19 protein-coding genes and 3 tRNA genes are annotated in these 23,922 nt (G+C 56.2%); 18 read left to right on the forward strand and 4 right to left on the reverse strand.

The window, feature by feature from the left end:
• Positions 1-25: 25 nt before the first annotated feature.
• The 3 genes from mscM to rsgA form a co-directional block, all read right to left on the reverse strand.
• Complete coding sequence (mscM, locus tag K5E19_RS12455) at positions 26-3,349, reverse strand: miniconductance mechanosensitive channel MscM (RefSeq protein WP_221551474.1); 3,324 nt, start codon at positions 3,347-3,349, stop codon at positions 26-28.
• A 19-nt stretch (positions 3,350-3,368) separates the two neighbouring features.
• The gene (gene asd, locus K5E19_RS12460) at positions 3,369-4,337 is read right to left on the reverse strand and encodes an archaetidylserine decarboxylase (RefSeq protein WP_221551475.1); all 969 of its coding nucleotides are present in this window, start codon (positions 4,335-4,337) and stop codon (positions 3,369-3,371) included.
• A 97-nt stretch (positions 4,338-4,434) separates the two neighbouring features.
• On the reverse strand, positions 4,435-5,487 hold the full coding sequence (gene rsgA / locus K5E19_RS12465; protein ID WP_010427739.1) for a small ribosomal subunit biogenesis GTPase RsgA: 1,053 nt from the start codon (positions 5,485-5,487) through the stop codon (positions 4,435-4,437).
• A gap of 107 nt (positions 5,488-5,594) precedes the next feature.
• Between rsgA and orn the strand changes: the two genes are divergently transcribed.
• The 4 genes from orn to K5E19_RS12485 all read left to right on the forward strand — a co-directional run bounded on the left by orn (position 5,595) and on the right by K5E19_RS12485 (position 6,653).
• Positions 5,595-6,140, forward strand: coding sequence for an oligoribonuclease (orn, locus tag K5E19_RS12470; protein ID WP_089600925.1), 546 nt, complete (start codon positions 5,595-5,597; stop codon positions 6,138-6,140).
• Positions 6,141-6,336: 196 nt separating this feature from the next.
• Positions 6,337-6,412 (forward strand) — tRNA-Gly (locus K5E19_RS12475).
• Between the two features lie 44 nt (positions 6,413-6,456).
• Positions 6,457-6,532 (forward strand) — tRNA-Gly (locus tag K5E19_RS12480).
• A 45-nt stretch (positions 6,533-6,577) separates the two neighbouring features.
• Positions 6,578-6,653 (forward strand) — tRNA-Gly (locus tag K5E19_RS12485).
• 269 nt (positions 6,654-6,922) lie between these two features.
• Here the strand turns inward: K5E19_RS12485 and queG are convergent.
• A complete protein-coding gene (queG, locus tag K5E19_RS12490; RefSeq protein ID WP_221551476.1) occupies positions 6,923-8,062 on the reverse strand; it encodes a tRNA epoxyqueuosine(34) reductase QueG in 1,140 nt (379 codons plus the stop codon).
• Here queG and nnr point away from each other — a divergent pair.
• The 14 genes from nnr to rlmB all read left to right on the forward strand — a co-directional run bounded on the left by nnr (position 8,061) and on the right by rlmB (position 23,851).
• Positions 8,061-9,584 carry a bifunctional ADP-dependent NAD(P)H-hydrate dehydratase/NAD(P)H-hydrate epimerase gene (gene nnr, locus K5E19_RS12495; protein WP_221551478.1) on the forward strand — a complete coding sequence of 508 codons (1,524 nt, stop codon included), beginning with the start codon at positions 8,061-8,063 and terminating at the stop codon, positions 9,582-9,584. The genes queG and nnr overlap by 2 nt on opposite strands.
• Entirely contained in the window at positions 9,577-10,038 is a 462-nt protein-coding gene (gene tsaE / locus K5E19_RS12500; protein ID WP_221551480.1) for a tRNA (adenosine(37)-N6)-threonylcarbamoyltransferase complex ATPase subunit type 1 TsaE, read from the forward strand. The genes nnr and tsaE overlap by 8 nt, the downstream gene beginning before the upstream one ends.
• A gap of 16 nt (positions 10,039-10,054) precedes the next feature.
• Positions 10,055-11,395: an N-acetylmuramoyl-L-alanine amidase AmiB gene (amiB, locus tag K5E19_RS12505; RefSeq protein WP_221551482.1), complete on the forward strand. Its 1,341-nt coding sequence runs from the start codon at positions 10,055-10,057 to the stop codon at positions 11,393-11,395.
• A 9-nt stretch (positions 11,396-11,404) separates the two neighbouring features.
• Positions 11,405-13,249 carry a DNA mismatch repair endonuclease MutL gene (gene mutL, locus K5E19_RS12510; protein WP_221551483.1) on the forward strand — a complete coding sequence of 615 codons (1,845 nt, stop codon included), beginning with the start codon at positions 11,405-11,407 and terminating at the stop codon, positions 13,247-13,249.
• Positions 13,242-14,192 carry a tRNA (adenosine(37)-N6)-dimethylallyltransferase MiaA gene (gene miaA / locus K5E19_RS12515; protein WP_221551484.1) on the forward strand — a complete coding sequence of 317 codons (951 nt, stop codon included), beginning with the start codon at positions 13,242-13,244 and terminating at the stop codon, positions 14,190-14,192. Before mutL ends, miaA begins: the two co-directional genes overlap by 8 nt.
• Before the next feature lie 85 nt (positions 14,193-14,277).
• Positions 14,278-14,589, forward strand: a complete 312-nt coding sequence (hfq, locus tag K5E19_RS12520) for an RNA chaperone Hfq (protein ID WP_008502919.1) — start codon at positions 14,278-14,280, stop codon at positions 14,587-14,589.
• 74 nt (positions 14,590-14,663) lie between these two features.
• Positions 14,664-15,944 (forward strand): ribosome rescue GTPase HflX, encoded by a 1,281-nt coding sequence (gene hflX / locus K5E19_RS12525; protein ID WP_010427502.1) that lies wholly within the window; start codon positions 14,664-14,666, stop codon positions 15,942-15,944.
• 56 nt (positions 15,945-16,000) lie between these two features.
• A complete protein-coding gene (gene hflK, locus K5E19_RS12530; protein ID WP_042713437.1) occupies positions 16,001-17,260 on the forward strand; it encodes an FtsH protease activity modulator HflK in 1,260 nt (419 codons plus the stop codon).
• A 2-nt stretch (positions 17,261-17,262) separates the two neighbouring features.
• The gene (gene hflC, locus K5E19_RS12535) at positions 17,263-18,267 is read left to right on the forward strand and encodes a protease modulator HflC (protein WP_010427498.1); all 1,005 of its coding nucleotides are present in this window, start codon (positions 17,263-17,265) and stop codon (positions 18,265-18,267) included.
• 71 nt (positions 18,268-18,338) lie between these two features.
• Positions 18,339-18,536 carry a DUF2065 domain-containing protein gene (locus K5E19_RS12540; RefSeq protein ID WP_063450929.1) on the forward strand — a complete coding sequence of 66 codons (198 nt, stop codon included), beginning with the start codon at positions 18,339-18,341 and terminating at the stop codon, positions 18,534-18,536.
• A 104-nt stretch (positions 18,537-18,640) separates the two neighbouring features.
• Positions 18,641-19,939 carry an adenylosuccinate synthase gene (locus tag K5E19_RS12545; protein ID WP_042713442.1) on the forward strand — a complete coding sequence of 433 codons (1,299 nt, stop codon included), beginning with the start codon at positions 18,641-18,643 and terminating at the stop codon, positions 19,937-19,939.
• Between the two features lie 202 nt (positions 19,940-20,141).
• On the forward strand, positions 20,142-20,567 hold the full coding sequence (nsrR, locus tag K5E19_RS12550) for a nitric oxide-sensing transcriptional repressor NsrR (RefSeq protein WP_023334253.1): 426 nt from the start codon (positions 20,142-20,144) through the stop codon (positions 20,565-20,567).
• A gap of 38 nt (positions 20,568-20,605) precedes the next feature.
• Complete coding sequence (rnr, locus tag K5E19_RS12555; RefSeq protein WP_221551485.1) at positions 20,606-23,050, forward strand: ribonuclease R; 2,445 nt, start codon at positions 20,606-20,608, stop codon at positions 23,048-23,050.
• Positions 23,051-23,116: 66 nt separating this feature from the next.
• Positions 23,117-23,851 carry a 23S rRNA (guanosine(2251)-2'-O)-methyltransferase RlmB gene (gene rlmB, locus K5E19_RS12560; RefSeq protein WP_010427468.1) on the forward strand — a complete coding sequence of 245 codons (735 nt, stop codon included), beginning with the start codon at positions 23,117-23,119 and terminating at the stop codon, positions 23,849-23,851.
• Positions 23,852-23,922 lie beyond the last annotated feature (71 nt).

Consider the following 23,922-nt stretch of genomic DNA (forward strand, 5'->3'; position numbering starts at 1 on the left):
CCCTCCCCGAAGGGAGGGGCGAGTATTACAAACTTCCTGCCGGGCGCTTGCGCCCCGCTGATGACAGCGTTCTTGAGGTTTTAGTCCCGCCGAGGCTTTCCAGACGCATCTGGAACGGTGGGAACGGCATATCAATCCCGTGCTCGCGGAAGCCAGCCAGAATGAGCTGGTGGATCTCATGGCGTAACGGCATGCGGTGTCCCATCTCGGCGGCGTAGATACGCAGCTCGAAGATCTGAATCCCCTGCTGTAAATCCACAAGGAATACTTCCGGCGGCGGGTTGTCGATCACCAGCGAGCAGCGCTCTGCCGCGGTGTACAGGATCTGCGTCACCTCTTCGCTGTTGGCATCAGACGGTGCCGGCACGGTCAGCACCACACGAGTAACGGAATCTGACAGCGACCAGTTGATAAACTGCTCGGTGATAAACGCCTTGTTCGGGACGATGATCTCTTTACGGTCCCAGTCGCTGATCGTGGTGGCACGCGTATTGATCTTCGTGACGCTACCGGTCAAATCGCGGATGGTCACTGTATCGCCAATACGGATCGGCTTCTCAAACAAAATGATCAGACCGGAAACGAAGTTGGCAAAAATCTCCTGCAGACCAAAGCCCAGCCCCACGGTCAGGGCGGCGACCAGCCACTGCAGTTTTGACCACTCAATACCAATCATCGAGAAACCAACCAGCCCACCAAACAGCATGATCAGATACTTGGTGATGGTGGTAATGGCATAGCCGGTGCCGGGGGTTAAATCCAGGTGCTGCAGCAGCGCCAGCTCCAGAAGAGCAGGGAAGTTACGTATCAGCTGCGTGGTAATGATCAGAACCAAAATCGCAATCAGAACGGCACCTAAGGTTATCGGCTCCAGACTTTCAACGCCCTGCACCGTGGACGTCACATCCCACAACGAGATGTTCTCCAGGAAGCCAAACGCCGAGTGTATTTCCGACCAGAGAAAAATCACTGACAACAGCGCAACCAGCATCAGGATGGAACGCACCAGCCGCAATGACTGGGTACTGATGGTATCCAGATCGATTTCGACGTCGTCGGCATCCGTTGTGCCTTCAGTACTGTTGACGTGGTTTGGCTCTTCTTCACCGCGTGCGCGCTGGGCCAGAATTTCGGCGCGGCGATGCTTGGCCCGGTCAAACGCCAGACGACGACGCTGGATCAGCATTCCGCGGCGGATGACATGGTAGACGACCAGCAGCAGGAACCAGATGGCGACGGAGGTTTCAAGACGTGCCAGCAGCGCCTGCGCGGTTGCCAGATATCCCACGGCTGCGGCCAGAATGGCCACCAAAGGCGCGGAGAGCATCAGGTTCCACAGCATGCGGTTGAGCATGTTATCGCCGCTGCCCGTCTTATCGAGATACAGCGGAATGCCGGCGCGTTTAAGGCTGAGTTTCACCACTGCCAGCGCGCCGCAGATGAGGATAAAGCAGAGACGGCCCAGCGAACCGGAGAACTCCCGGTCATTGAGGTTATCGAACATGATCAGCGCCATGATTAGCGGCACGATCAGACCGATGCTCATCAGGTAGTAACGCATGCCGCGCGCGACGCGGCTGCGCGGCCAGCCAAAGTGGGCGACAAACAGACCGTTTGGTCGCGCGAAGGTGGCGCAAATCATCACGACCCACAGCAGGGGCACGGTGGCGGTGACGCCATCGCCAATCGCCACCGCAAGCGGGTAGGGCCAGGCCTCGCGCAGGCCGTATCCCAGCGTCATCCACAGCACCGGCAGCGGTGAAGCAACAAGAATCGACCAGAAGACGGTACGCAGCGTCAGCCAGAAGTGATCCTGCGTCACTTTCCCGACGCGCGCGCTGGAACGTTCGAGGAAGCGCGTAAAGTGCCTGCGGGAGTAGATGCTGAAGCCCACCAGAATCAGCGCGCCCAGCAGCGGGAAGATGGTCTCCTTACTGGTAATCATCATCACGCTGGCCTGGCCTAACTGACTGAAGGTATCGAGCGAAATCAGGCGGCGCAGATCCTGCACAATCTCTATTGGCCATGAGAAGGTCATTGGCCGCACGTCGGACGTCCAGAAGAGATAACGGTGCGTCGCCTCGTTGACCTCTTTCAGCGCATCTTCCAGCTGGCTATTCGACACTTTCAGCTTGGTGAGTTCGAGGATCAGCGTATCGCCGCCCTGCAGCAGAGAGTTCAGCAGTTCGCGCTGCGTGCGCAACTGGGCTTCGAGAATGCGGTTTTGCTCACCGGTAAGCGGTTGTCCATCGGCCTGGCGGATCTGGCGGATTTGCGGCTGCTTATTGAGAAGGTCTTCAAAATGCAGGCGCTGGACGCGCAGTTGCGCCATCTCGGTATCAAGCTGCTGCGGCTTTGGCATTTCCGGCAGGCGGGCTACCTGGGCGCGTAAGGCTTCGCCGAGAAGGTTGGAGGACCCCAGCCACTGGGACTGCTCACGCAGGGTGTTAAGCGCCTGGCGCACTTGCAGCGTTTGATTGGTCGCCTGTCGCTGCTGCGACGCAACCAAATCCATACGCTGCGCCTGCTGGTTTAGCGCGGCTGAAAGCTCGCGGTTGACCTTGAATTGTTCGTTGATACCTGCAGGCAGGTTTTCGCTGTTTTCAGCGAGCAGTTCTGTACTTTCCAGCGCCCGTTCGGCTTCACGCTGGCGCTGACTGTTCAGCTGATTGCGCAGGGCCTGAAGGTAGGCATCAAGCTGCTCGCTCTGCTTTTGCGCCAGTTCAGCGCGCATGCGTGACAGCTCCTGACGGTTGTTAGCAGAAAGCTGCGCCAGCTCGAGTTCATCCACAAGGGCCTTCAGGCGAGCCGATTCTGCCTGCAGGCCTAGATTTTGTGCCTGAGCCTGCGGGGTGTTGCCGCTTTGCGTACCTACGCGACGCTCAACTTCATTAAGCTGGCGGCGGGCGTCAGTTTGCTGCTGTGGAAGCTGGCTGAGTGAGTCGGCGATTTCACGCGCGCGCTCCTGTTCTTGCTGCGCCTGGCGGCTCTTTTCCAGAAGCTGGCTGCTGACCTGGAGGATCTCCTGGTTGAGCGCATCGGAGGTTAAGCCCGCAGGAACATCACGCGGTTCGTCCCGCAGATTATTAAGCTGCGCGCGAAGTGTCTGCGAGAGTTTGGGGAAGTTGTCGATAACCTGCTGGTATTGCTGGGCACGCTCGAGGGAGCCTTTTCGCTCCTCAAGCGCGTTCAGTGCAGACTGGAGCGACTCGACGGTCTCTGGCTGAGCGGGTTTCGCCGCTTTTGCCTGCTCCAGTTCCTGGGTTATCTGTTTGGCGTCGGGGGCTGTCGCTGCGTACGCCCCCATGCTGAGGCACCAGGCCATCAGTAGAACGATAATCGGGCGCACGTCAGCGGTCCTTCTGTTGTTAGCCTTCGTCTTTTTTGTCGTCAACCAGCGGGCTGGCGTCATGCTCGGCGTTGATCTCTTCTTCAGGCAGCGGCGCAGGTTCTGCGTGCGGCGTCACGAAGGTTTCGGTAGAAATCGCCAGCGGCTGGCCCAGCTTGGTCACCGACAGGCTTTCGAGCTGTTCTACCAGGTTCACTTTACCCGGTGCAAACAGGTTGATCACGGTAGAGCCCAGCTTAAAGCGGCCCATTTCCTGACCTTTCAGCAGGGCCACAGAGCCTTCCGCTTCACCGGCAGGCCAGGTCCAGCGTTTGATCACGCCTTCGCGCGGTGGGGTGATGGTGCCCGCCCAGACGGTTTCGATACTGCCTACAATGGTAGCACCCACCAGAATCTGTGCCATTGGGCCAAATTCAGTATCAAACAGGCAGATGACGCGCTCGTTACGTGCGAACAGGTTCGGAACGTTCTGGGCGGTCAGGTGGTTCACGGAGAACAGATCCCCCGGCACGTAGATCATCTCACGCAGGATACCGTTACACGGCATGTGTACGCGGTGATAGTCGCGCGGCGACAGGTAGGTGGTCGCGAAGGAACCGTTACGGAACAGATCCGCCATCAGGTAGTTACCTGCCAGCAGCGCCTCCAGGGTGTAGTTATGGCCTTTGGCCTGCAGAATTTTGTCGTCTTCGATTTTACCGAGCTGGCTAATCACGCCATCCGCGGGCATCACCAGCACGTTAGGATCGGTATTTAACGGGCGCACTTCATCGCGCAACGGGCGCACGAAGAATTCGTTAAACGTGCGGTAGCTGGCGGTGTCCGGCTTCTGCGCCTCTTTCATGTCGACCTTGTAGTATTTCACGAACAGGTCGATGACCAGTTTGGTCAGCCAGCCCGCTCGTTTGCTCGCGCCCCAGCCCGCCAGGCGAGTGAGCCACAGTTTTGGCAGAATGTATTGAAGCGAAAGTTTGAATGAGTTTAACAAGGTAGCCTCCAGGCCATTGTTTTGTCGTTCCTGATCCGGCGGAAAAGCGCCGGAACCTGAAAAAAGGGGACGATTTTAGCGATGCTTAGCTTAGTTGTCAGTTATCAGAATCAGAAAAGTTTTTACGCGTTTTTACGTCTTCCATGCTCTCAAGAATGCGGTGATAGTTTTCGAAGCGGGTTTCCGCAATTTCACCGTTCTCAACCGCCTCGCGGATAGCGCAGCCAGGGTCGTTGTCGTGCTTACAGTCGCGATATTTGCAAGCGCCTAAATAGTCATGGAATTCGACAAACCCGTTGAAGATTTGTTCCGGCTCAAGGTGCCACAGACCAAACTCACGCACGCCCGGCGAGTCAATCACGTCGCCGCCGTGCGGGAAGTGATAAAGACGCGAGGCGGTGGTGGTGTGCTGGCCAAGACCCGAAACGTTGGACACATCGTTGGTCAGGATCTCTTGCTGGAGGCCGAGAAGGTTGTTCAGCAGGCTCGATTTACCTACGCCTGATTGACCCGCAAAGATACTGATTCGGTCGGTCAGCGCTTCTTCTAACGGCTTCAGGCCATCTTTGGTGTGGCTGGAAACCATCAGAACGCGATAGCCGATCTTGCGATAGATATCCATCTGCTCATTTACGAAGGCCATGCCGTCGTCATCCAGCAGATCGATCTTGTTCAATACGATGATTGGTTCAACCTGCAGCGTTTCGCAGGCGACAAGGTAACGGTCGATGATGTTGAGCGAAAGCTCAGGCAAAATCGCCGAAACGATGACGATCTGGTTAATATTGGCGGCAATGGGTTTAACACCGTCGTAGAAATCAGGACGGGTCAGCACCGACGTGCGTTCATGCACGGCTTCAACGATGCCTTTTACCGTGACCCCTTCAGCGGCTTCTTTACCCGGACGCCAGACAACACGATCGCCGGTTACCAGTGAACGGATAGTGCGACGGATATTGCAACGGTGGATATCCCCGTCGGCGGATTCGACATCGGCATGCATACCAAAACGGCTAATCACGACGCCCTCTGTCGCTTCACCAAACAGGTTGTCGTCGTAATCCGGCTTCTCCGAAGTGGTTTTAAGACGGCGCTGGTGGTTGGCGTTTACGCGGCGCTGCTGCCCTTTGGAGAGTTTATTTTTACTCAATCGCGCTGGCTCCTGGTCGCCCGTAAGGGGCAAAACCTCTATGATACACTCTAATTAATACTAGTTAACCTGCTACTGCCGGTTATGCGAGAAGGGTGGAAAATAACATGAGCGCGGATGAAAACAACCTGATTTGGATCGATCTTGAAATGACCGGGCTGGATCCCGAGCGCGATCGCATTATTGAAATTGCAACGCTGGTCACCGATGCCAACCTGAATATTCTGGCTGAAGGGCCCACCATCGCGGTACATCAGTCTGACGATCAACTTGCGCTGATGGATGAATGGAACGTGCGTACCCATACCGGTAGCGGGCTGGTAGAGCGCGTGAAGGCCAGCACCCAGGGCGACCGCGAAGCAGAGCTGGCAACCATTGAATTCCTGAAACAGTGGGTTCCGGCGGGCAAATCGCCTATCTGCGGTAACAGCATTGGTCAGGATCGTCGCTTCCTGTTTAAGTACATGCCGGAGCTGGAATCCTATTTCCACTACCGCTATCTGGATGTTAGTACCCTGAAAGAGCTGGCGCGCCGCTGGAAACCGGAAATTCTCGATGGCTTTAAAAAGCAGGGAACACACCAGGCAATGGACGACATTCGCGAGTCGGTTGCGGAGCTGGCGTACTACCGCGAAAACTTTATAAAGCTGTGATTTTGAGACCCGGCGCCTTGCGCAGCCGGGTTTTTGTCGTTAAATTGTGCAGCTTGCCGATTAATTAAGCATTTGAACGGAATTTCAAAAAAATCGCTTTAAGGGGGGTTGCAGCTAAAAGGATTTCTCGTATAATGCGCCTCCCGTAACGACAGAGAATTACACGTTACGACAGCAACAAAAGCAGTACAGATTTGCGGGAATAGCTCAGTTGGTAGAGCACGACCTTGCCAAGGTCGGGGTCGCGAGTTCGAGTCTCGTTTCCCGCTCCAAAATTTGAAAGTATCTCCGGATACGCCAGCACCAGAACACCCAAGCGGGAATAGCTCAGTTGGTAGAGCACGACCTTGCCAAGGTCGGGGTCGCGAGTTCGAGTCTCGTTTCCCGCTCCAAAATTTGAAAGTATCGCAAGATACGCACAGCACCAGAACACCCAAGCGGGAATAGCTCAGTTGGTAGAGCACGACCTTGCCAAGGTCGGGGTCGCGAGTTCGAGTCTCGTTTCCCGCTCCAAATTCTTCTTATATCCAAATTATCCACAGCGAAATGCTTCGTTGGGGACGTTTTCTATTTCATCTGAAATACTCTTGTAAACAGAGTTATCCACAGAACCTGCCGTTTATCTGTGAGTGCCAAACGCTTCGCAGGGTGAATAGTATTTCTATAACGCCATGATTTATAAGAATGAAATTTCATTTCAAGATGTTAGTGAGATCACTTGACCTCTTAGCCAGCCCTGATGGCGCTTGAGTTTGTAATTTTATACACAGGCTGTGAATAGTTCAGGCGTCCCGCGTTAGCCCTTTTTCGATCACCCTCACCAGGCGCTGTTTCTTTGGTAACTGCACTTCGACCACGCAGGCGTTTCGCTTCTCAATTTGCTGTGCAACCGCCCATTCTATGTGTTCATCAAGAAGTGGGTGCTCACCTCTACGGCTTTCGAGTGCCTGAATATTCGCTTCATCCCACGGGGCATTGCCCAGCGCAACGGCAACATTTCGCAGCCAGCGCAAATGACCGATACGGCGAATGGCCGAACCTTCCGTCACTTTCAGGAACCAGGCTTCTGTCCAGGCGAACAGCTCAATAAGCGGTGGCGCATGCAGCGCCTTACGCGGGCTGAAATCCTCTTCGTCCGTGAGCTGCGAATAGCGGTTCCACGGACAGATCAACTGGCAGTCGTCGCAGCCGTAGATCCGGTTGCCGATAAGCGGTCGGAACTCTTCAGGGATCGCACCTTCCAGTTCAATAGTGAGATAGGAGATGCAGCGGCGCGCATCAACGGTATAAGGCTCGACGATGGCGCCCGTCGGGCAGATGGTCATGCAGGCCACGCAGCGGCCGCAGCCTTCTTCTACCGGGCCGTCTACCGGCAGCGGTAAATCTATCAGCAGTTCACCCAGGAAAAAGAACGATCCGGCGTCGCGGCTAAGGATAAGTGAGTGCTTACCTGTCCAGCCAAGCCCCGCTTTTTCAGCGATCGGGCGCTCAAGAATAGGCGCGGAATCCACAAAGGGTCTAAAATTCAGCGAAACACAGTGCTGCTGAATCATTTCCCCAAGCTTTTTTAAACGGTTGCGCAGAAGCTTATGGTAGTCACGCCCCAGAGCATACCGGCTGACGTAACCTAAAGAGGGATTTTTGAGCGTGCGCGCAAAGGCTGCATTGGCGGGCAGGTAGTTCATGCGCACGCTGATGACGCGTAATGTGCCCGGCAACAGCTCGTGTGGACGAGCGCGCATCATGCCGTGACGCGCCATCCACTCCATCTCGCCGTGGTACTGTTTGTCCAGCCACGCCTGCAGTTTCGGCTCGCTGGCGGAGAGGTCGGTATCGGTGATGCCCACCTTCTGGAAGCCAAGCTCAGCACCCCACTGTTTTATATTTAGCGCTAACTGATTGAGATCGAGGGGCTGTGACATGACGGACCATACGGTGAAGAAAAACCCCACAAGTATACCACATTCCATCTGGCATGCGGATGACCTCCGACGCGCCGAAAAAGAGGCAGCAGACAGCCTCGGCATTACCCTTTATGAACTGATGCTGCGCGCGGGCGAGGCGGCGTTTAACGTTGCCCGCAGCGCGTACCCGCTGGCCGCACACTGGCTCATTTTATGTGGGCACGGTAATAACGGCGGCGATGGTTATGTCGTCGCCCGTCTGGCCGTGGCGGCAGGTCTTCGCGTCACGTTACTGGCCGTTGAGAGTGAACATCCCTTGCCGGAAGAAGCCAGCGCGGCGCGAGAGGCATGGCTGAACGCAGGCGGCGTGATTCATGCGCCAGATATCGTCTGGCCGGAAGCGGTGGATCTGGTCGTTGATGGCCTGCTGGGCACCGGTCTGATGCGCGCGCCCCGCGACAACATTGCCGCGCTGATTGAGCGTGCTAACGCGCATCCCGCACCGGTGGTGGCGCTGGACATCCCCTCTGGACTGCTCGCGCAAACCGGCGCGACGCCGGGGGCGGTGATTCATGCGTCACATACTGTCACCTTTATTGCCCTGAAACCGGGTCTGCTAACCGGAAAAGCGCGGGATGTGGTGGGGAAACTGCATCACAACGCGTTGGGGCTTGAAAGCTGGCTGGCGGGACAGGATACGTTAGTTTCACGATATGACCCCGCACAACTGACCCGATGGCTACCGCCGCGCCGTCCAACCTCCCATAAGGGCGATCACGGCAGGCTGGTGATTATTGGCGGCGACCATGGTACGGCAGGTGCGATTCGCATGACCGGCGAGGCGGCGCTGCGCTGCGGTGCCGGTTTAGTGCGGGTGTTAACGCGTAGTGACAATATCATCCCGATTATTACCGCCCGACCGGAACTGATGGTTCATGAGCTTACGCCCCAGGCGCTGGAAGAGAGCCTCGAATGGGCCGATGTCGTGGTGATTGGCCCCGGGCTGGGGCAGCAGGCATGGGGTAAACAAGCCCTGCAAAAGGTCGAGAATTTTCGTAAACCGATGCTGTGGGATGCTGACGCGCTTAACCTTCTGGCAATAAACCCGGATAAGCGTCACAATCGCATTCTGACGCCACACCCCGGCGAAGCCGCGCGCCTGCTTAACTGCAGCGTGGCAGAAATTGAAAGCGATCGCTTACTTTCTGCCCAGCGTCTGGTAAAACGTTACGGAGGTGTTGCTGTTTTGAAAGGGGCGGGAACCGTTGTCGCCAGCGAGGATGCATTGGGTATTATCGATGCCGGAAATCCGGGCATGGCGAGCGGGGGCATGGGCGATGTGTTGTCTGGCATCATTGGCGCATTGCTCGGACAGAAACTTCCCCTTTATGATGCAGCCTGTGCGGGCTGTGTGGCCCACGGCGCAGCGGCTGACCAGCTTGCTGCACGCTATGGTACGCGCGGTATGCTGGCCACCGATCTTTTTTGCACGCTACAGCGTGTTGTTAACCCGGATGTGATTGACGTAGAAAATGACTAATCGAGCGATTCCTTTACCTGATGAACAAGCCACTTTAGATCTCGGCAAGCGCGTGGCGCAGGCCTGTCAGGGGGCAACCGTCATTTATCTTTATGGTGATTTAGGCGCGGGTAAAACCACCTTCAGCCGGGGTTTTTTGCAGGCGTTAGGCCATAACGGGAACGTAAAAAGCCCGACCTACACGCTCGTCGAGCCTTACACCCTGGACAATCTCATGGTGTACCACTTTGATTTATACCGTCTTGCGGATCCTGAGGAGCTGGAATTTATGGGGATCCGTGATTATTTTGCCAACGATGCCATCTGCCTGGTGGAGTGGCCGCAACAAGGTGCGGGTGTGCTGCCTGACCCGGATGTCGAAATTCACTTAGATTACCAGGCACAAGGGCGTGAGGCACGCATCAGTGCTGTTTCCTCATCGGGCAGTTCCTTACTGGCGCGACTGGCCGGTTAAGCGTAGGGATGACGGGATGAAAAATCGCGTTAAAGGTTGGTTATTGGCTGCCACGGTGCTGCTGTGCGCGCAGGCCGGGGCGGCGAGCCTCTCAGATATTCAGGTGTCGAACGGGGAAAGTCAGGCCCGGATCACCTTCAGCTTTATGGGCGATCCTGAGTATGCATTCTCACAGCCAGACAGCCACAGCGTGGCGCTGGATATTAAACAAACGGGCGTGATCCAGGGGCTGCCGCTCCAGTTCAGTGGCAACAATCTGGTGAAAAGCATTCGTTCCGGTACGCCTAAAGACACTCAATCACTGCGGCTGGTTGTCGATCTGACTGAAAAGGGTAAAACCCGAGCGGTGAAGCAGCAAAACGGTGCCAATTATACGGTGGTCTTTACCATCAATGCCGACGCACCGCCGCCACCGCCGCCTGCGCCAGTGGTGGCGAAGCGCGTGGAAGAACCTGTGTATACGCCGCGTCCTTCAGAACCTGCCCGTAATCCGTTTAAGTCGCAAAACGATCGCATCACAGCGGCAACCAGCAGTAATACGGTGACGCGTCCGGCGGCCAGCGCACGACGCGCGGCGGTCAGCGGTGACAAAGTGATCATCGCCATCGATGCAGGTCACGGCGGGCAGGATCCGGGCGCAATTGGCCCGGGCGGTACACGAGAGAAAAACGTTACCATCGCGGTAGCCCGCAAGCTCAGGACGCTGTTAAACGACGATCCAATGTTCAAAGGCGTGCTCACTCGCGACGGCGACTATTTTATCTCCGTAATGGGGCGCTCGGACGTGGCGCGTAAGCAAAACGCAAACTTCCTGGTCTCCATCCACGCGGATGCCGCGCCGAATCGCAGCGCGACCGGTGCCTCTGTTTGGGTACTGTCGAACCGTCGCGCCAACAGCGAAATGGCCAACTGGCTGGAAGAACATGAGAAGCAGTCCGAACTGCTGGGTGGCGCAGGGGACGTGCTGGCGAACAGCCAGTCTGACCCGTATCTCAGCCAGGCGGTGCTGGATTTACAGTTCGGTCATTCCCAGCGCGTCGGGTATGATGTCGCCACTAACGTACTGAACCAGCTGCAGGGCATCGGGGCATTGCACAAGCGCCGTCCGGAACATGCCAGCCTCGGCGTTCTGCGCTCGCCGGATATTCCGTCCATCCTGGTTGAGACGGGCTTTATCAGCAACAACGGTGAAGAGCGCCTGCTGGGAAGCGACAGTTACCAGCAGCAGATTGCCGAAGCGATTTATAACGGTCTGCGTAAATATTTTGAAGCCCATCCGCTTCAGTCCGCACCGCAAAGCGGTGCAGGCCAGACGGCCAGTGCCGCGCTGCCGGGTGAGATGACCGCCACAAATTAAGGAGAATTCATGCCGATTCAGGTTCTACCGCCGCAGCTCGCGAACCAAATCGCCGCCGGTGAGGTGGTGGAGCGCCCTGCGTCGGTGGTGAAGGAACTGGTGGAAAACAGCCTCGATGCGGGGGCAACCCGCATTGATATTGATATCGAACGCGGTGGCGCAAAGCTTATTCGCATTCGTGACAACGGCTGTGGCATCAAAAAAGACGAGCTGGCGCTGGCGCTGGCGCGTCACGCCACCAGTAAAATTGCCTCTCTGGACGATCTGGAAGCCATTATCAGCCTTGGTTTTCGCGGCGAAGCGCTGGCGAGCATCAGTTCCGTCTCCCGCTTAACGCTGACCTCCCGTACGGCGGAACAGCAGGAGGCCTGGCAGGCCTACGCTGAAGGGCGCGATATGGACGTCACGGTCAAACCTGCGGCGCACCCTGTCGGCACCACGCTCGAAGTACTGGACCTGTTCTATAACACCCCAGCCCGACGCAAGTTCATGCGTACCGAGAAGACCGAATTCGGACACATTGATGAGATCATTCGCCGTATCGCGCTGGCGCGTTTCGATGTCACCATCAATCTCAGCCATAACGGCAAGGTGATGCGTCAGTATCGTGCGGTGGCGGAAGGTGGGCAGAAGGAGCGCCGGTTAGGTGCTATCTGCGGCACGCCGTTCCTGGAAAAAGCGCTGGCGATTGAGTGGCAGCATGGCGATCTGGCGCTGCGCGGCTGGGTGGCCGATCCGAACGTGAGCAGCGCCGCCTTTGCCGAGATCCAGTACTGCTACGTAAATGGCCGCATGATGCGCGACCGCCTGATCAACCACGCCATTCGTCAGGCCTGTGAAGACAAGCTCGGCGCGGATCAACAGCCCGCGTTTGTGCTTTATCTGGAGATCGACCCCCATCAGGTGGATGTGAACGTCCACCCTGCCAAGCATGAGGTGCGGTTCCACCAGTCTCGTCTGGTTCATGACTTTATTTATCAAGGTGTTGTCACGGTATTGCAGAAGCAGGCTGAGCCAACGCTGCCGCTGGAAAACGACGCCCCGGTACCGCGTCCGCTGCCGGAAAACCGGGTGGCGGCGGGCCGTAACCACTTTGCTGAACCCGCCGCTGCCCGCGAACCGGCGGCACCGCGTTTCTCAGCGGCAGGCAGTGCGCCTCGCCCTACGGGCGCGAACTACCCCAACGCTCAGCCGGGTTATCAAAAGCAGCAGGGGGCGTTGTACCGCAAACTGCTTGATACGCCCGCCGTGGAACGTAAAGAGCATATCGAGGTGTCGCAACCTTCACTGGACGGGCATAGCCAGAGCTTTGGTCGTGTGCTGACGATTGTTGCGCCGGACGTAGCATTGCTCGAACGCGAGGGGAAATTGATGCTGCTGGCGTTGCCGGTCGCGGAACGCTGGCTTAAACAGGCGCAGCTGACGCCGGGGGAAAACGCAGCCTGTGCGCAGCCGTTGCTGATCCCGGTTCGGTTAAAAATATCCCCTGAAGAAACAGGGGTTTTGCAGCGTGCACAGGCGCTTCTTGCCGAAATGGGCATTGAAATCGTGCTGGAAGCGCAGCATGTGACAATTCGCGCAGTGCCTTTACCCTTACGCCAACAAAATTTACAAAACTTGATTCCTGAACTGATAGGCTACCTGGCGCAGCAAACGTCGTTTGATGCCGCCAACACCGCGCAGTGGATCGCTCGCCATCTGGCTAGCGAACACTCACCATGGAGTATGGCGCAGGCGATTACCGTGTTGGCAGAGGTTGAACGCCTTTGCCCACATCTGGTGAAAACGCCGCCGGGTGGATTATTACAACCTGTTGATATAAAAACGGCGATGACCGCCCTGAGACATGATTGACGTAAGTAAGGCGAGCCTGCCTAAGGCGATTTTTTTAATGGGCCCTACGGCCTCCGGTAAAACAGCGTTAGCCATTGAGTTACGTAAAGTTTTGCCTGTAGAGTTGATTAGCGTGGATTCCGCCCTCATCTATCGAGGGATGGACATCGGTACGGCGAAGCCAGACGCAGACGAACTGCGCGCGGCACCGCACCGTTTGCTGGATATACTCGACCCGGCTCAGGCCTATTCCGCAGCAGATTTTCGCCGCGATGCCTTAGCCGAGATGGCCGACATTACCGCAGCGGGACGAATCCCGCTACTGGTTGGCGGAACCATGCTCTACTTCAAGGCGCTGCTGGAGGGGTTATCGCCTCTGCCATCGGCAGATCCGGAAGTACGAGCCAGGATTGAGCAGCAGGCGGCAGAGCAGGGATGGGACGTTTTGCACCAGCAACTGGCGGAGATTGACCCGGTTGCGGCAGCGCGAATCCATCCGAATGATCCGCAAAGGCTTTCCCGGGCACTGGAAGTTTTTTTCATTTCGGGTAAAACTTTAACGGAACTGACGCAAACGTCAGGAGACGCTCTGCCGTATCAGGTGCATCAGTTCGCCATCGCCCCGGCGAGCCGTGAACTGCTCCATCAACGAATTGAGCAGCGTTTTCATCAGATGTTGGCTTCAGATTTTGAAGCAGAAGTGCGGGCGCTATTTGCCCGTGGAGATTTGCATACGGACATGCCTTCCGTTCGTTGTGTGGGATACCGCCAGATGTGGTCGTATCTTGAAGGTGAGATTTCATACGATGAAATGGTTTATCGAGGTGTTTGCGCCACGAGACAGTTAGCGAAGCGCCAGATCACCTGGCTGCGCGGTTGGGAGGGCGTTCACTGGTTAGACAGTGAAAAGCCGCAACAGGCGTTAAACGAAGTGATTGAGGTTGTTGGTGATATCGCTGACTGAATGTGTACAATTGAGACGTATCGTGCGCAATTTTTCAGAATCGCAAGGTTCTAAGTACAAAACAAGCATATAAGGAAAAGATAGAATGGCTAAGGGGCAATCTTTACAAGATCCGTTCCTGAACGCATTGCGTCGGGAACGTGTTCCAGTTTCTATTTATTTGGTGAATGGTATTAAGCTGCAAGGTCAGATTGAGTCTTTCGATCAGTTCGTGATTCTGTTGAAAAACACGGTCAGTCAGATGGTCTACAAGCACGCTATTTCTACTGTTGTTCCGTCCCGTCCGGTATCTCATCACAGCAATAACGCTGGCGGCGGCACTGGTAGTAACTACCATCATGGCAGCAACGCGCAAGGTTCTTCAACGCCTGCGCAGGACAGCGACGAGACCGAATAAGGTTTCGCACTGTTATCCACACGGGGAGCCAGGGATCCTGCGTTCCCCGCTGATCTTTTTAGAGAGGTTTACGCTTGTTTGACCGTTATGATGCCGGTGAGCAGGCGGTGCTGGTACACATCTATTTTTCGCAAGACAAAGATATGGAAGACCTCCAGGAGTTTGAATCTCTGGTCTCTTCCGCCGGTGTCGAAGCAATGCAGGTGATTACCGGTAGCCGTAAAGCGCCGCACCCAAAGTATTTTGTTGGTGAAGGTAAAGCAGTCGAAATTGCGGATGCCGTAAAAGCAACCGGCGCGTCAGTCGTGTTGTTTGATCATGCGCTGTCTCCAGCCCAGGAGCGCAACCTGGAAGCCCTTTGCGAATGCCGTGTTATCGATCGCACGGGATTGATTTTAGATATTTTTGCTCAGCGTGCGCGTACCCACGAAGGTAAGCTGCAGGTTGAGCTGGCGCAGCTGCGCCATCTGGCAACGCGTCTTGTGCGTGGCTGGACACACCTTGAAAGACAAAAAGGCGGGATTGGTTTGCGCGGCCCGGGTGAAACCCAGCTCGAAACTGACCGTCGTTTGCTGCGTGGCCGTATTACCCAGATCCTCTCACGTCTGGAAAGAGTCGAGAAACAGCGTGAGCAGGGACGTCGGGCGCGAACGAAAGCCGATATCCCGACGGTGTCGCTGGTGGGATATACCAACGCCGGTAAATCCACCCTGTTTAACCAGATCACCGAGGCCCAGGTTTATGCCGCAGACCAGCTGTTTGCGACCCTGGACCCGACGCTGCGCCGTATTGACGTTGCAGACGTCGGTGAGACGGTGCTGGCGGATACCGTAGGGTTTATCCGTCATTTGCCGCATGACCTGGTGGCGGCGTTTAAAGCGACATTGCAGGAGACGCGACAGGCGACCCTGCTGCTGCACGTCATTGATGCGGCAGACGTGCGCGTGCAGGAGAACATCGACGCGGTGAACGTGGTGCTCGAAGAGATCGACGCCCACGAAATCCCAACGCTGTTGGTGATGAACAAGATCGATATGCTGGACGATTTCGAACCGCGTATCGACAGAGATGAAGAGAACAAACCGATTCGGGTCTGGCTTTCTGCCCAGACCGGTATCGGTGTGCCACTGCTTTTCCAGGCTTTGACAGAACGTCTTTCCGGTGAGGTCGCCCAGCACACGCTGCGATTGCCGCCACAGGAAGGCAGGCTGCGCAGCCGGTTTTATCAGCTTCAGGCGATAGAAAAAGAGTGGATGGAGGATGACGGCAGCGTGGGGATGCAGGTGCGTATGCCGATCGTTGACTGGCGTCGCCTCTGTAAACAAGAACCTGCGCTGGCGGACTATATCGTCTGATCAGAAAGGGGAAGCCTGAATAATTCGCCCTTGCATAACAAATATGGAGCATATACATGGCGTGGAATCAGCCCGGTAATAACGGACAAGACCGCGACCCGTGGGGAAGCAGCAATAATCAAGGCGGCAACTCTGGGGGAAATGGCAACAAAGGTGGTCGCGAGCAGGGGCCGCCGGATCTGGATGATATCTTCCGCAAGCTGAGCAAAAAGCTCGGTGGCCTTGGCGGAGGAAAAGGTTCTGGCTCGGGTGGTAATTCCACTCAGAGTCCGCGCCCGCCAATGGGTGGCCGCGTAGTGGGCATTGTGGCCGCTGCGGTGGTAATCATCTGGGCAGCCAGCGGGTTCTACACCATTAAAGAAGCAGAACGTGGCGTGGTCACTCGTTTCGGTAAGTTCAGCCATCTGGTTGAACCGGGCCTGAACTGGAAACCGACCTTCGTTGACAACGTCACCGCGGTTAACGTGGAGTCCGTCCGTGAACTGGCGGCATCTGGCGTGATGTTGACCTCTGACGAGAACGTCGTGCGCGTTGAGATGAACGTGCAGTACCGCGTAACCGATCCTGAGCGTTATCTGTTTAGCGTGACCAGCGCTGATGACAGCCTGCGTCAGGCGACCGACAGCGCCCTGCGTGGCGTGATCGGCAAGTACACCATGGACCGTATTCTGACCGAAGGTCGTACCGTTATTCGTAGCGATACCCAGCGCGAGCTGGAAGAGACCATTCGTCCATACAACATGGGTATCACCCTGCTGGACGTCAACTTCCAGGCTGCGCGTCCGCCGGAAGAGGTGAAAGCCGCATTTGACGATGCGATTGCTGCACGTGAAAACGAACAGCAGTACATCCGTGAAGCTGAAGCGTACACCAACGAAGTTCAGCCGCGTGCTAACGGTCAGGCGCAGCGTATTCTGGAAGAAGCACGCGCGTATAAGACTCAGACCATCCTGGAAGCGCAGGGTGAAGTGGCTCGCTTCGCGAAGATCCTGCCGGAGTATAAAGCGGCACCGGAAATTACCCGCGAGCGTCTGTATATCGAGACCATGGAAAAAGTGCTGAGCCACACCCGCAAAGTGTTGGTTAACGACAGCAAAGGCGGAAACCTGATGGTCCTGCCGCTGGACCAGATGCTGAAAGGCGGTTCTGCACCGGCTGCGAAAGACACCAGCGGTGCAAATAACCTGCTGCGTCTGCCACCAGCCTCTTCAGGCAGCGCCAGCGCGAACACAACGCCTTCTTCGAACGATGGTGACATTATGGACCAACGCCGTGCTAACGCGCAGCGTAACGACTACCAGCGTCAGGGGGAATAAGGATGCGTAAGTCAGTTATTGCGATCATCGTCATCGTACTGGTCGTGCTTTATACCTCGATCTTTGTGGTGAAAGAAGGCGAGCGTGGGATCAAATTCCAGTTCAGCAGCGTCGTGCGTGATGGTGACAAACGCCCGGTGATTTACGAACCGGGTCTGCACTTCAAGGTGCCTTTCATTCAGTCCGTGAAAACACTTGATGCGCGTATCCAGACCATGGATAACCAGGCCGACCGTTTCGTGACCAAAGAGAAGAAAGACCTGATCGTTGATTCCTATATCAAATGGCGTATCAGCGACTTTAGCCGTTACTTCCTGGCAACGGGCGGTGGCGATGTTTCTCAGGCAGAAGTGCTGTTGAAACGTAAGTTCTCTGACCGTCTGCGTTCTGAGATTGGTCGTCTGGATGTGAAAGACATCGTGACCGACTCCCGCGGTCGTCTGACGCTGGAAGTACGTGATGCGCTGAACTCCGGTACAGCGGGCACGGAAGACGAAGTGGAAACGCCAGCAGCGGATGACGCGATTGCTAAAGCCGCTGAACGCGTTCAGGCTGAAACCAACGGTAAAGTGCCGGTGATCAACCCGAACAGTATGGCCGCGCTGGGTATCGAAGTCGTTGACGTGCGTATCAAGCAAATCAACCTGCCAGCGGAAGTGTCCGAGGCGATCTACAACCGTATGCGCGCCGAGCGTGAAGCGGTAGCCCGTCGTCACCGTTCACAGGGTCAGGAAGAGGCTGAGAAGCTGCGTGCCGCTGCGGACTACGAAGTGACCAAGACGCTTGCAGAGTCTGAACGTCAGGGTCGTATCCTGCGCGGTGAAGGCGATGCCGAAGCGGCGAAGCTGTTTGCTGATGCCTTCAGTCAGGATCCAGACTTCTACGCCTTTATCCGTAGCCTGCGTGCTTACGAGAATAGTTTCCAGAGCAACCAGGATGTGATGGTGCTCAGCCCGGACAGCGATTTCTTCCGTTATATGAAGACGCCGACTAACGCAACGCGATAAACTCAGGCTCGTTTGAGTATTCAAACCACCGCTCTCAACGGAGCGGTGGTTTTCTTTTATAAGGACTAAAAATGAATTCAACGATCTGGCTCGCGCTGGCCCTGGTTTTGGTGCTTGAAGGTCTTGGACCGATGCTTTATCCGCGCGCCTGGCGTCGAATGATCGCGACGATGAGCCAATTGCCGGATACTATTTTGCGTCGTTTTGGCGGCGGTCTTGTGGTTGCGGGTATCGTTATCTACTACATGTTGAGGAAAACGATTGGCTGATCAAAAAGTAGGCGCAATCGGCGTATTTTGAGGTCAAAAAGTGCTGTATATCTGAAAAAGCGATGGTAGAATCCATTTTTAAGCAAACGGTGATTTTGAAAAAAATGGGTAACAACGTCGTCGTACTGGGCACCCAATGGGGTGACGAAGGTAAAGGGAAGATTGTTGATCTTCTGACTGAACGGGCTAAATATGTTGTACGCTACCAGGGCGGTCACAACGCAGGCCATACTCTCGTAATCAACGGTGAAAAAACCGTCCTCCATCTTATTCCATCAGGCATTCTTCGCGAAAACGTCACCAGCATCATCGGTAACGGCGTTGTGCTGTCTCCTGCTGCGCTGATGAAAGAGATGAAAGGTCTGGAAGACCGTGGTATCCCTGTTCGTGAGCGTCTGCTGCTCTCCGAAGCCTGCCCGCTGATCCTGGATTATCACGTGGCGCTGGACGTAGCGCGTGAAAAAGCACGTGGCGCGAAAGCGATCGGTACCACCGGTCGTGGTATCGGCCCGGCTTACGAAGATAAAGTTGCACGTCGCGGTCTGCGCGTGGGCGATCTCTTCGACAAAGCGACCTTCGCTGAAAAACTGAAAGAAGTGATGGAATATCACAACTTCCAGCTGGTGAACTTCTACAAAGCTGACGCTGTTGACTACCAGAAAGTGCTGGATGACGTCATGGCGGTGGCTGACATTCTGACCGGTATGGTTGTGGATGTGTCCGATCTGCTGGACCAGGCGCGCAAGCGTGGCGATTTCGTCATGTTCGAAGGTGCGCAGGGTACGCTGCTGGACATCGACCATGGTACCTATCCGTACGTAACCTCCTCTAACACCACCGCGGGTGGCGTGGCGACCGGCTCTGGCCTGGGTCCACGTTATGTGGATTACGTTCTGGGCATCATCAAAGCGTACTCCACTCGTGTGGGTGCGGGTCCATTCCCGACCGAGCTGTTTGATGAAACCGGCGAGTTCCTGTGCAAGCAGGGTAACGAGTTTGGCGCGACCACCGGTCGTCGTCGTCGTACCGGCTGGCTGGATGCGGTTGCAGTGCGTCGTGCAGTGCAGATCAACTCCCTGTCTGGCTTCTGCCTGACCAAGCTGGACGTACTGGACGGCCTGAAAGAAGTGAAAATCTGCGTAGGCTACCGTATGCCAGATGGTCGCGAAGTGACCACCACTCCGCTGGCTGCTGACGACTGGGAAGGCATCGAGCCAATCTACGAAACCATGCCGGGCTGGTCTGAGACCACTTTCGGTGTGAAAGAGCGTAGCGGCCTGCCGCAGGCGGCGCTGGATTACATCAAGCGTATTGAAGAACTGACCGAAGTGCCGATCGATATTATTTCTACCGGCCCGGATCGTACTGAAACGATGATCCTGCGCGACCCGTTCGACGCATAATGATGGTTTCGCCCGGCGGCGCTGCGCTTGCCGGGCCTACAAAACCCATCGTAGGCCGGATAAGCAACGCGCATCCGGCTTTTTCGTCCTCCTTCCCCCTTTCAGTTCAAATAAATTAGCCCCTAACTATCTGGCTGGTTTATCATCATTAATGAATATCTCTGCGGTTTGACCGCGTTTTCCCTTTTTTCCTGAGGTTGATGTGCAGTTAACAAGTTTCACCGATTACGGCTTACGTGCGCTGATTTACATGGCGTCGTTACCCGAGGGGAAGATGACCAGCATCTCTGAAGTCACAGAGGTCTACGGCGTATCCCGTAATCATATGGTCAAAATAATCAATCAACTTAGTCGTGCCGGATACGTTGCTGCCGTCCGCGGGAAGAATGGTGGGATCCGTCTCGGTAAACCGGCACAGAGTATTCGTGTGGGCGATGTGGTACGTGAACTGGAGCCGCTGTCTCTGGTGAACTGCAGCAGCGAGTTCTGCCACATCACGCCCGCTTGCCGCCTGAAAAAGGCGCTTTCAAAGGCCGTGCAAAGTTTTCTCATGGAACTGGATAACTACACGCTGGCCGATTTGGTTGAAGAGAATCAACCGCTTTATAAATTATTGCTGGTGGAATGAAGAAAATTTCCACCGGAGCTGACAACGGAGGAACCGACATGTCACATGATCCTTTCCAGGAACGCGAAGCCGAAAAATACGCGAATCCTATTCCCAGCCGCGAGTTCATTATTGAACACTTAACAAAACGCGAAAAACCCGCCAATCGTGAAGAACTTGCCGTTGAATTAAACATTGAAGGTGAAGAGCAAATTGAAGCCCTTCGCCGTCGCCTGCGTGCGATGGAGCGCGACGGGCAGCTGGTCTTTACCCGCCGCCAGTGCTACGCGCTGCCAGAACGTCTCGATCTGCTGAAAGGGACCGTCATTGGTCACCGCGATGGCTTCGGCTTCCTGCGCGTGGAAGGCCGCAAAGACGATCTGTACCTCTCATCTGAGCAGATGAAGATGTGTATCCACGGCGATCAGATCCTGGCGCAGCCGCTGGGCGCGGACCGTAAAGGCCGCCGCGAAGCGCGCGTGGTACGCGTTCTGGTGCCAAAAACCAGCCAGATCGTCGGCCGCTACTTTACCGACGCGGGCGTGGGCTTTGTGGTACCGGACGACAGCCGCCTGAGCTTCGACATTCTGATCCCTCCTGAAGAGGTGATGGGTGCACGCATGGGCTTTGTGGTGGTGGTGGAACTCACCCAGCGTCCAACGCGCCGCACCAAAGCCGTAGGTAAAATCGTCGAAGTGCTGGGCGATAACATGGGCACTACCATGGCCGTTGATATGGCACTGCGTACCCATGAGATCCCTTACGTCTGGCCGAAAGCGGTTGAAGATCAGATCGAAAGCCTGCGCGAAGAAGTGCCGGAAGAGTCCAAAGTGGGCCGCGTGGATCTGCGCTCCCTGCCGCTGGTCACTATCGATGGTGAAGATGCCCGCGACTTCGATGACGCCGTATACTGTGAGAAAAAACGCGGTGGCGGCTGGCGTCTGTGGGTCGCTATTGCAGACGTAAGCTACTATGTTCGTCCGCACACCCCGCTGGATAACGAAGCGCGCAGCCGCGGTACCTCGGTCTACTTCCCGTCGCAGGTCGTGCCGATGCTGCCGGAAGTGCTCTCTAACGGCCTGTGCTCCCTGAACCCGCAGGTTGACCGCCTCTGTATGGTTTGCGAGATGACCATCTCCACCAAGGGGCGCTTAACCGGCTACAAGTTCTACGAAGCGGTGATGAGCTCGCACGCGCGTCTGACCTATACCAAGGTCTGGCATATGCTGCAGGGCGACCAGGATCTGCGCGAACAGTACGCGCCGCTGGTCAAACACATCGAAGAGCTGCATAACCTCTACAAAACGCTGGATCAGGCGCGCGAAGAGCGCGGCGGTATTTCGTTTGAGAGTGAAGAAGCGAAATTCATTTTCAACGCGGAACGCCGCATTGAGCGTATTGAGCAGACCCAGCGTAACGATGCGCATAAGCTTATCGAAGAGTGTATGATTCTGGCGAACATCTCGGCGGCGCGATTCGTCGAGAAAGCCAAAGAGCCTGCGCTGTTCCGTATTCACGATAAGCCGACCACGGAAGCCATTACGTCGTTCCGCTCCGTGCTGGCTGAACTGGGTCTGGAACTGCCTGGCGGTAACAAGCCAGAGCCGCGCGACTACGCCGAGCTGCTGGAGTCCATTGGCGACCGTCCTGACGCAGAAATGCTGCAGACCATGCTGCTGCGCTCGATGAAGCAGGCGATTTACGATCCGGAAAACCGGGGACACTTCGGCCTGGCGCTGCAGTCTTACGCGCACTTCACCTCGCCGATCCGTCGTTATCCTGACCTTTCTCTGCACCGTGCGATCAAGTATCTGCTGGCGCAGGAGCAGGGCCACAAAGGGAACACCACCGAAACCGGCGGCTACCACTATTCGATGGAAGAGATGCTGCAGCTGGGTCAGCACTGCTCCATGGCCGAACGTCGTGCCGATGAAGCAACCCGCGACGTGGCGGACTGGCTGAAGTGTGACTTTATGCTCGATCAGGTAGGCAACGTCTTTAAAGGCGTGATTGCCAGCGTGACCGGCTTTGGTTTCTTCGTTCGTCTGGACGAGCTGTTCATCGACGGTCTGGTGCACGTCTCCAGCCTGGATAACGACTACTACCGCTTTGACCAGGTCGGTCAGCGCCTGATTGGCGAATCTGGCGGCCAGACCTATCGTTTGGGTGACCGTGTGGAAGTGAAGGTCGAAGCCGTGAATATGGATGACCGTAAAATCGACTTCAGCCTGATCTCCAGCGAGCGCGCGCCGCGTAACGTCGGTAAAACCGAGCGTGAAAGGGCGAAAAAAACCGGTAACGGTAAACCGGGCGGCGGTAAACGTCGTCAGGCTGGCAAGAAGGTAAACTTCGAGCCGGACAGCGCGTTCCGCGGCGAGAAGAAACAGAAGCCGAAGGCGGCGAAGAAAGAAGCCCGTTCAGCGAAAAAACCTTCCGCGAAAACGCAGAAAATCGCTGCCGCCACCAAAGCGAAGCGCGCGGCCAAGAAAAAGCAGGCGGAGTAAATTCTCCCCTCACCCTGACCCTCTCCCCAACGGGGGGAGGGGAAATACTTATTACGAGAACCATCAATGAGTGAAATGATTTACGGCATCCACGCGGTGCAGGCCCTTCTCGAGCGCGCACCGGAGCGTTTTCAGGAAGTGTTTATTCTGAAAGGGCGTGAAGATAAGCGTCTGATGCCGCTGATCCACGCGCTGGAAGCACAGGGCGTGGTGATCCAGCTGGCGAATCGCCAGTTCCTGGATGAGAAAAGCGAAGGAGCGGTTCACCAGGGGATCATTGCCCGCGTGAAGCCGGGTCGTCAGTATCAGGAAAACGATCTGCCGGATCTGATTGCCGAGCTGGATAATCCGTTCTTCCTGATCCTCGATGGCGTTACCGATCCGCATAACCTCGGTGCCTGCCTGCGCAGCGCGGATGCAGCGGGCGTGCACGCGGTGATCGTGCCGAAAGATCGCTCCGCACAGCTAAACGCGACGGCGAAGAAAGTGGCCTGCGGCGCGGCGGAAAACGTTCCGCTGATCCGCGTGACCAACCTGGCGCGCACCATGCGTCTGCTGCAGGAAGAGAACATCTGGATCGTCGGTACCGCCGGTGAAGCGGATCATACTCTGTACCAGAGCAAAATGACCGGCCGTCTGGCGCTGGTGATGGGTGCGGAAGGCGAAGGCATGCGTCGTCTGACCCGCGAGCACTGCGACGAGCTGATCAGCATCCCGATGGCGGGCAGCGTGTCGTCCCTGAACGTTTCTGTTGCGACGGGCATCTGCCTGTTTGAAGCGGTGCGTCAGCGCGGAGAATAAACAGCAAGGCCGTCCACAGGACGGCCTTTTGTGTTTTCTCCCTCTCCCCGTGGGAGAGGGCCGGGGTGAGG

Source organism: Enterobacter sp. RIT637, assembly GCF_019718755.1.
GTDB lineage: Bacteria > Pseudomonadota > Gammaproteobacteria > Enterobacterales > Enterobacteriaceae > Enterobacter.

Bases quoted from the DNA above. Each gene is read 5' to 3' on its own strand.
- orn (WP_089600925.1), top strand. From the start codon at position 5,595: ATGAGCGCGGATGAAAACAACCTGATTTGGATCGATCTTGAAATGACC.
- nnr (WP_221551478.1), top strand. From the start codon at position 8,061: ATGACGGACCATACGGTGAAGAAAAACCCCACAAGTATACCACATTCC.
- queG (WP_221551476.1), bottom strand. From the start codon at position 8,062: ATGTCACAGCCCCTCGATCTCAATCAGTTAGCGCTAAATATAAAACAG.
- tsaE (WP_221551480.1), top strand. From the start codon at position 9,577: ATGACTAATCGAGCGATTCCTTTACCTGATGAACAAGCCACTTTAGAT.
- amiB (WP_221551482.1), top strand. From the start codon at position 10,055: ATGAAAAATCGCGTTAAAGGTTGGTTATTGGCTGCCACGGTGCTGCTG.
- mutL (WP_221551483.1), top strand. From the start codon at position 11,405: ATGCCGATTCAGGTTCTACCGCCGCAGCTCGCGAACCAAATCGCCGCC.
- miaA (WP_221551484.1), top strand. From the start codon at position 13,242: ATGATTGACGTAAGTAAGGCGAGCCTGCCTAAGGCGATTTTTTTAATG.
- hfq (WP_008502919.1), top strand. From the start codon at position 14,278: ATGGCTAAGGGGCAATCTTTACAAGATCCGTTCCTGAACGCATTGCGT.
- hflK (WP_042713437.1), top strand. From the start codon at position 16,001: ATGGCGTGGAATCAGCCCGGTAATAACGGACAAGACCGCGACCCGTGG.
- hflC (WP_010427498.1), top strand. From the start codon at position 17,263: ATGCGTAAGTCAGTTATTGCGATCATCGTCATCGTACTGGTCGTGCTT.
- K5E19_RS12540 (WP_063450929.1), top strand. From the start codon at position 18,339: ATGAATTCAACGATCTGGCTCGCGCTGGCCCTGGTTTTGGTGCTTGAA.
- K5E19_RS12545 (WP_042713442.1), top strand. From the start codon at position 18,641: ATGGGTAACAACGTCGTCGTACTGGGCACCCAATGGGGTGACGAAGGT.
- rnr (WP_221551485.1), top strand. From the start codon at position 20,606: ATGTCACATGATCCTTTCCAGGAACGCGAAGCCGAAAAATACGCGAAT.
- rlmB (WP_010427468.1), top strand. From the start codon at position 23,117: ATGAGTGAAATGATTTACGGCATCCACGCGGTGCAGGCCCTTCTCGAG.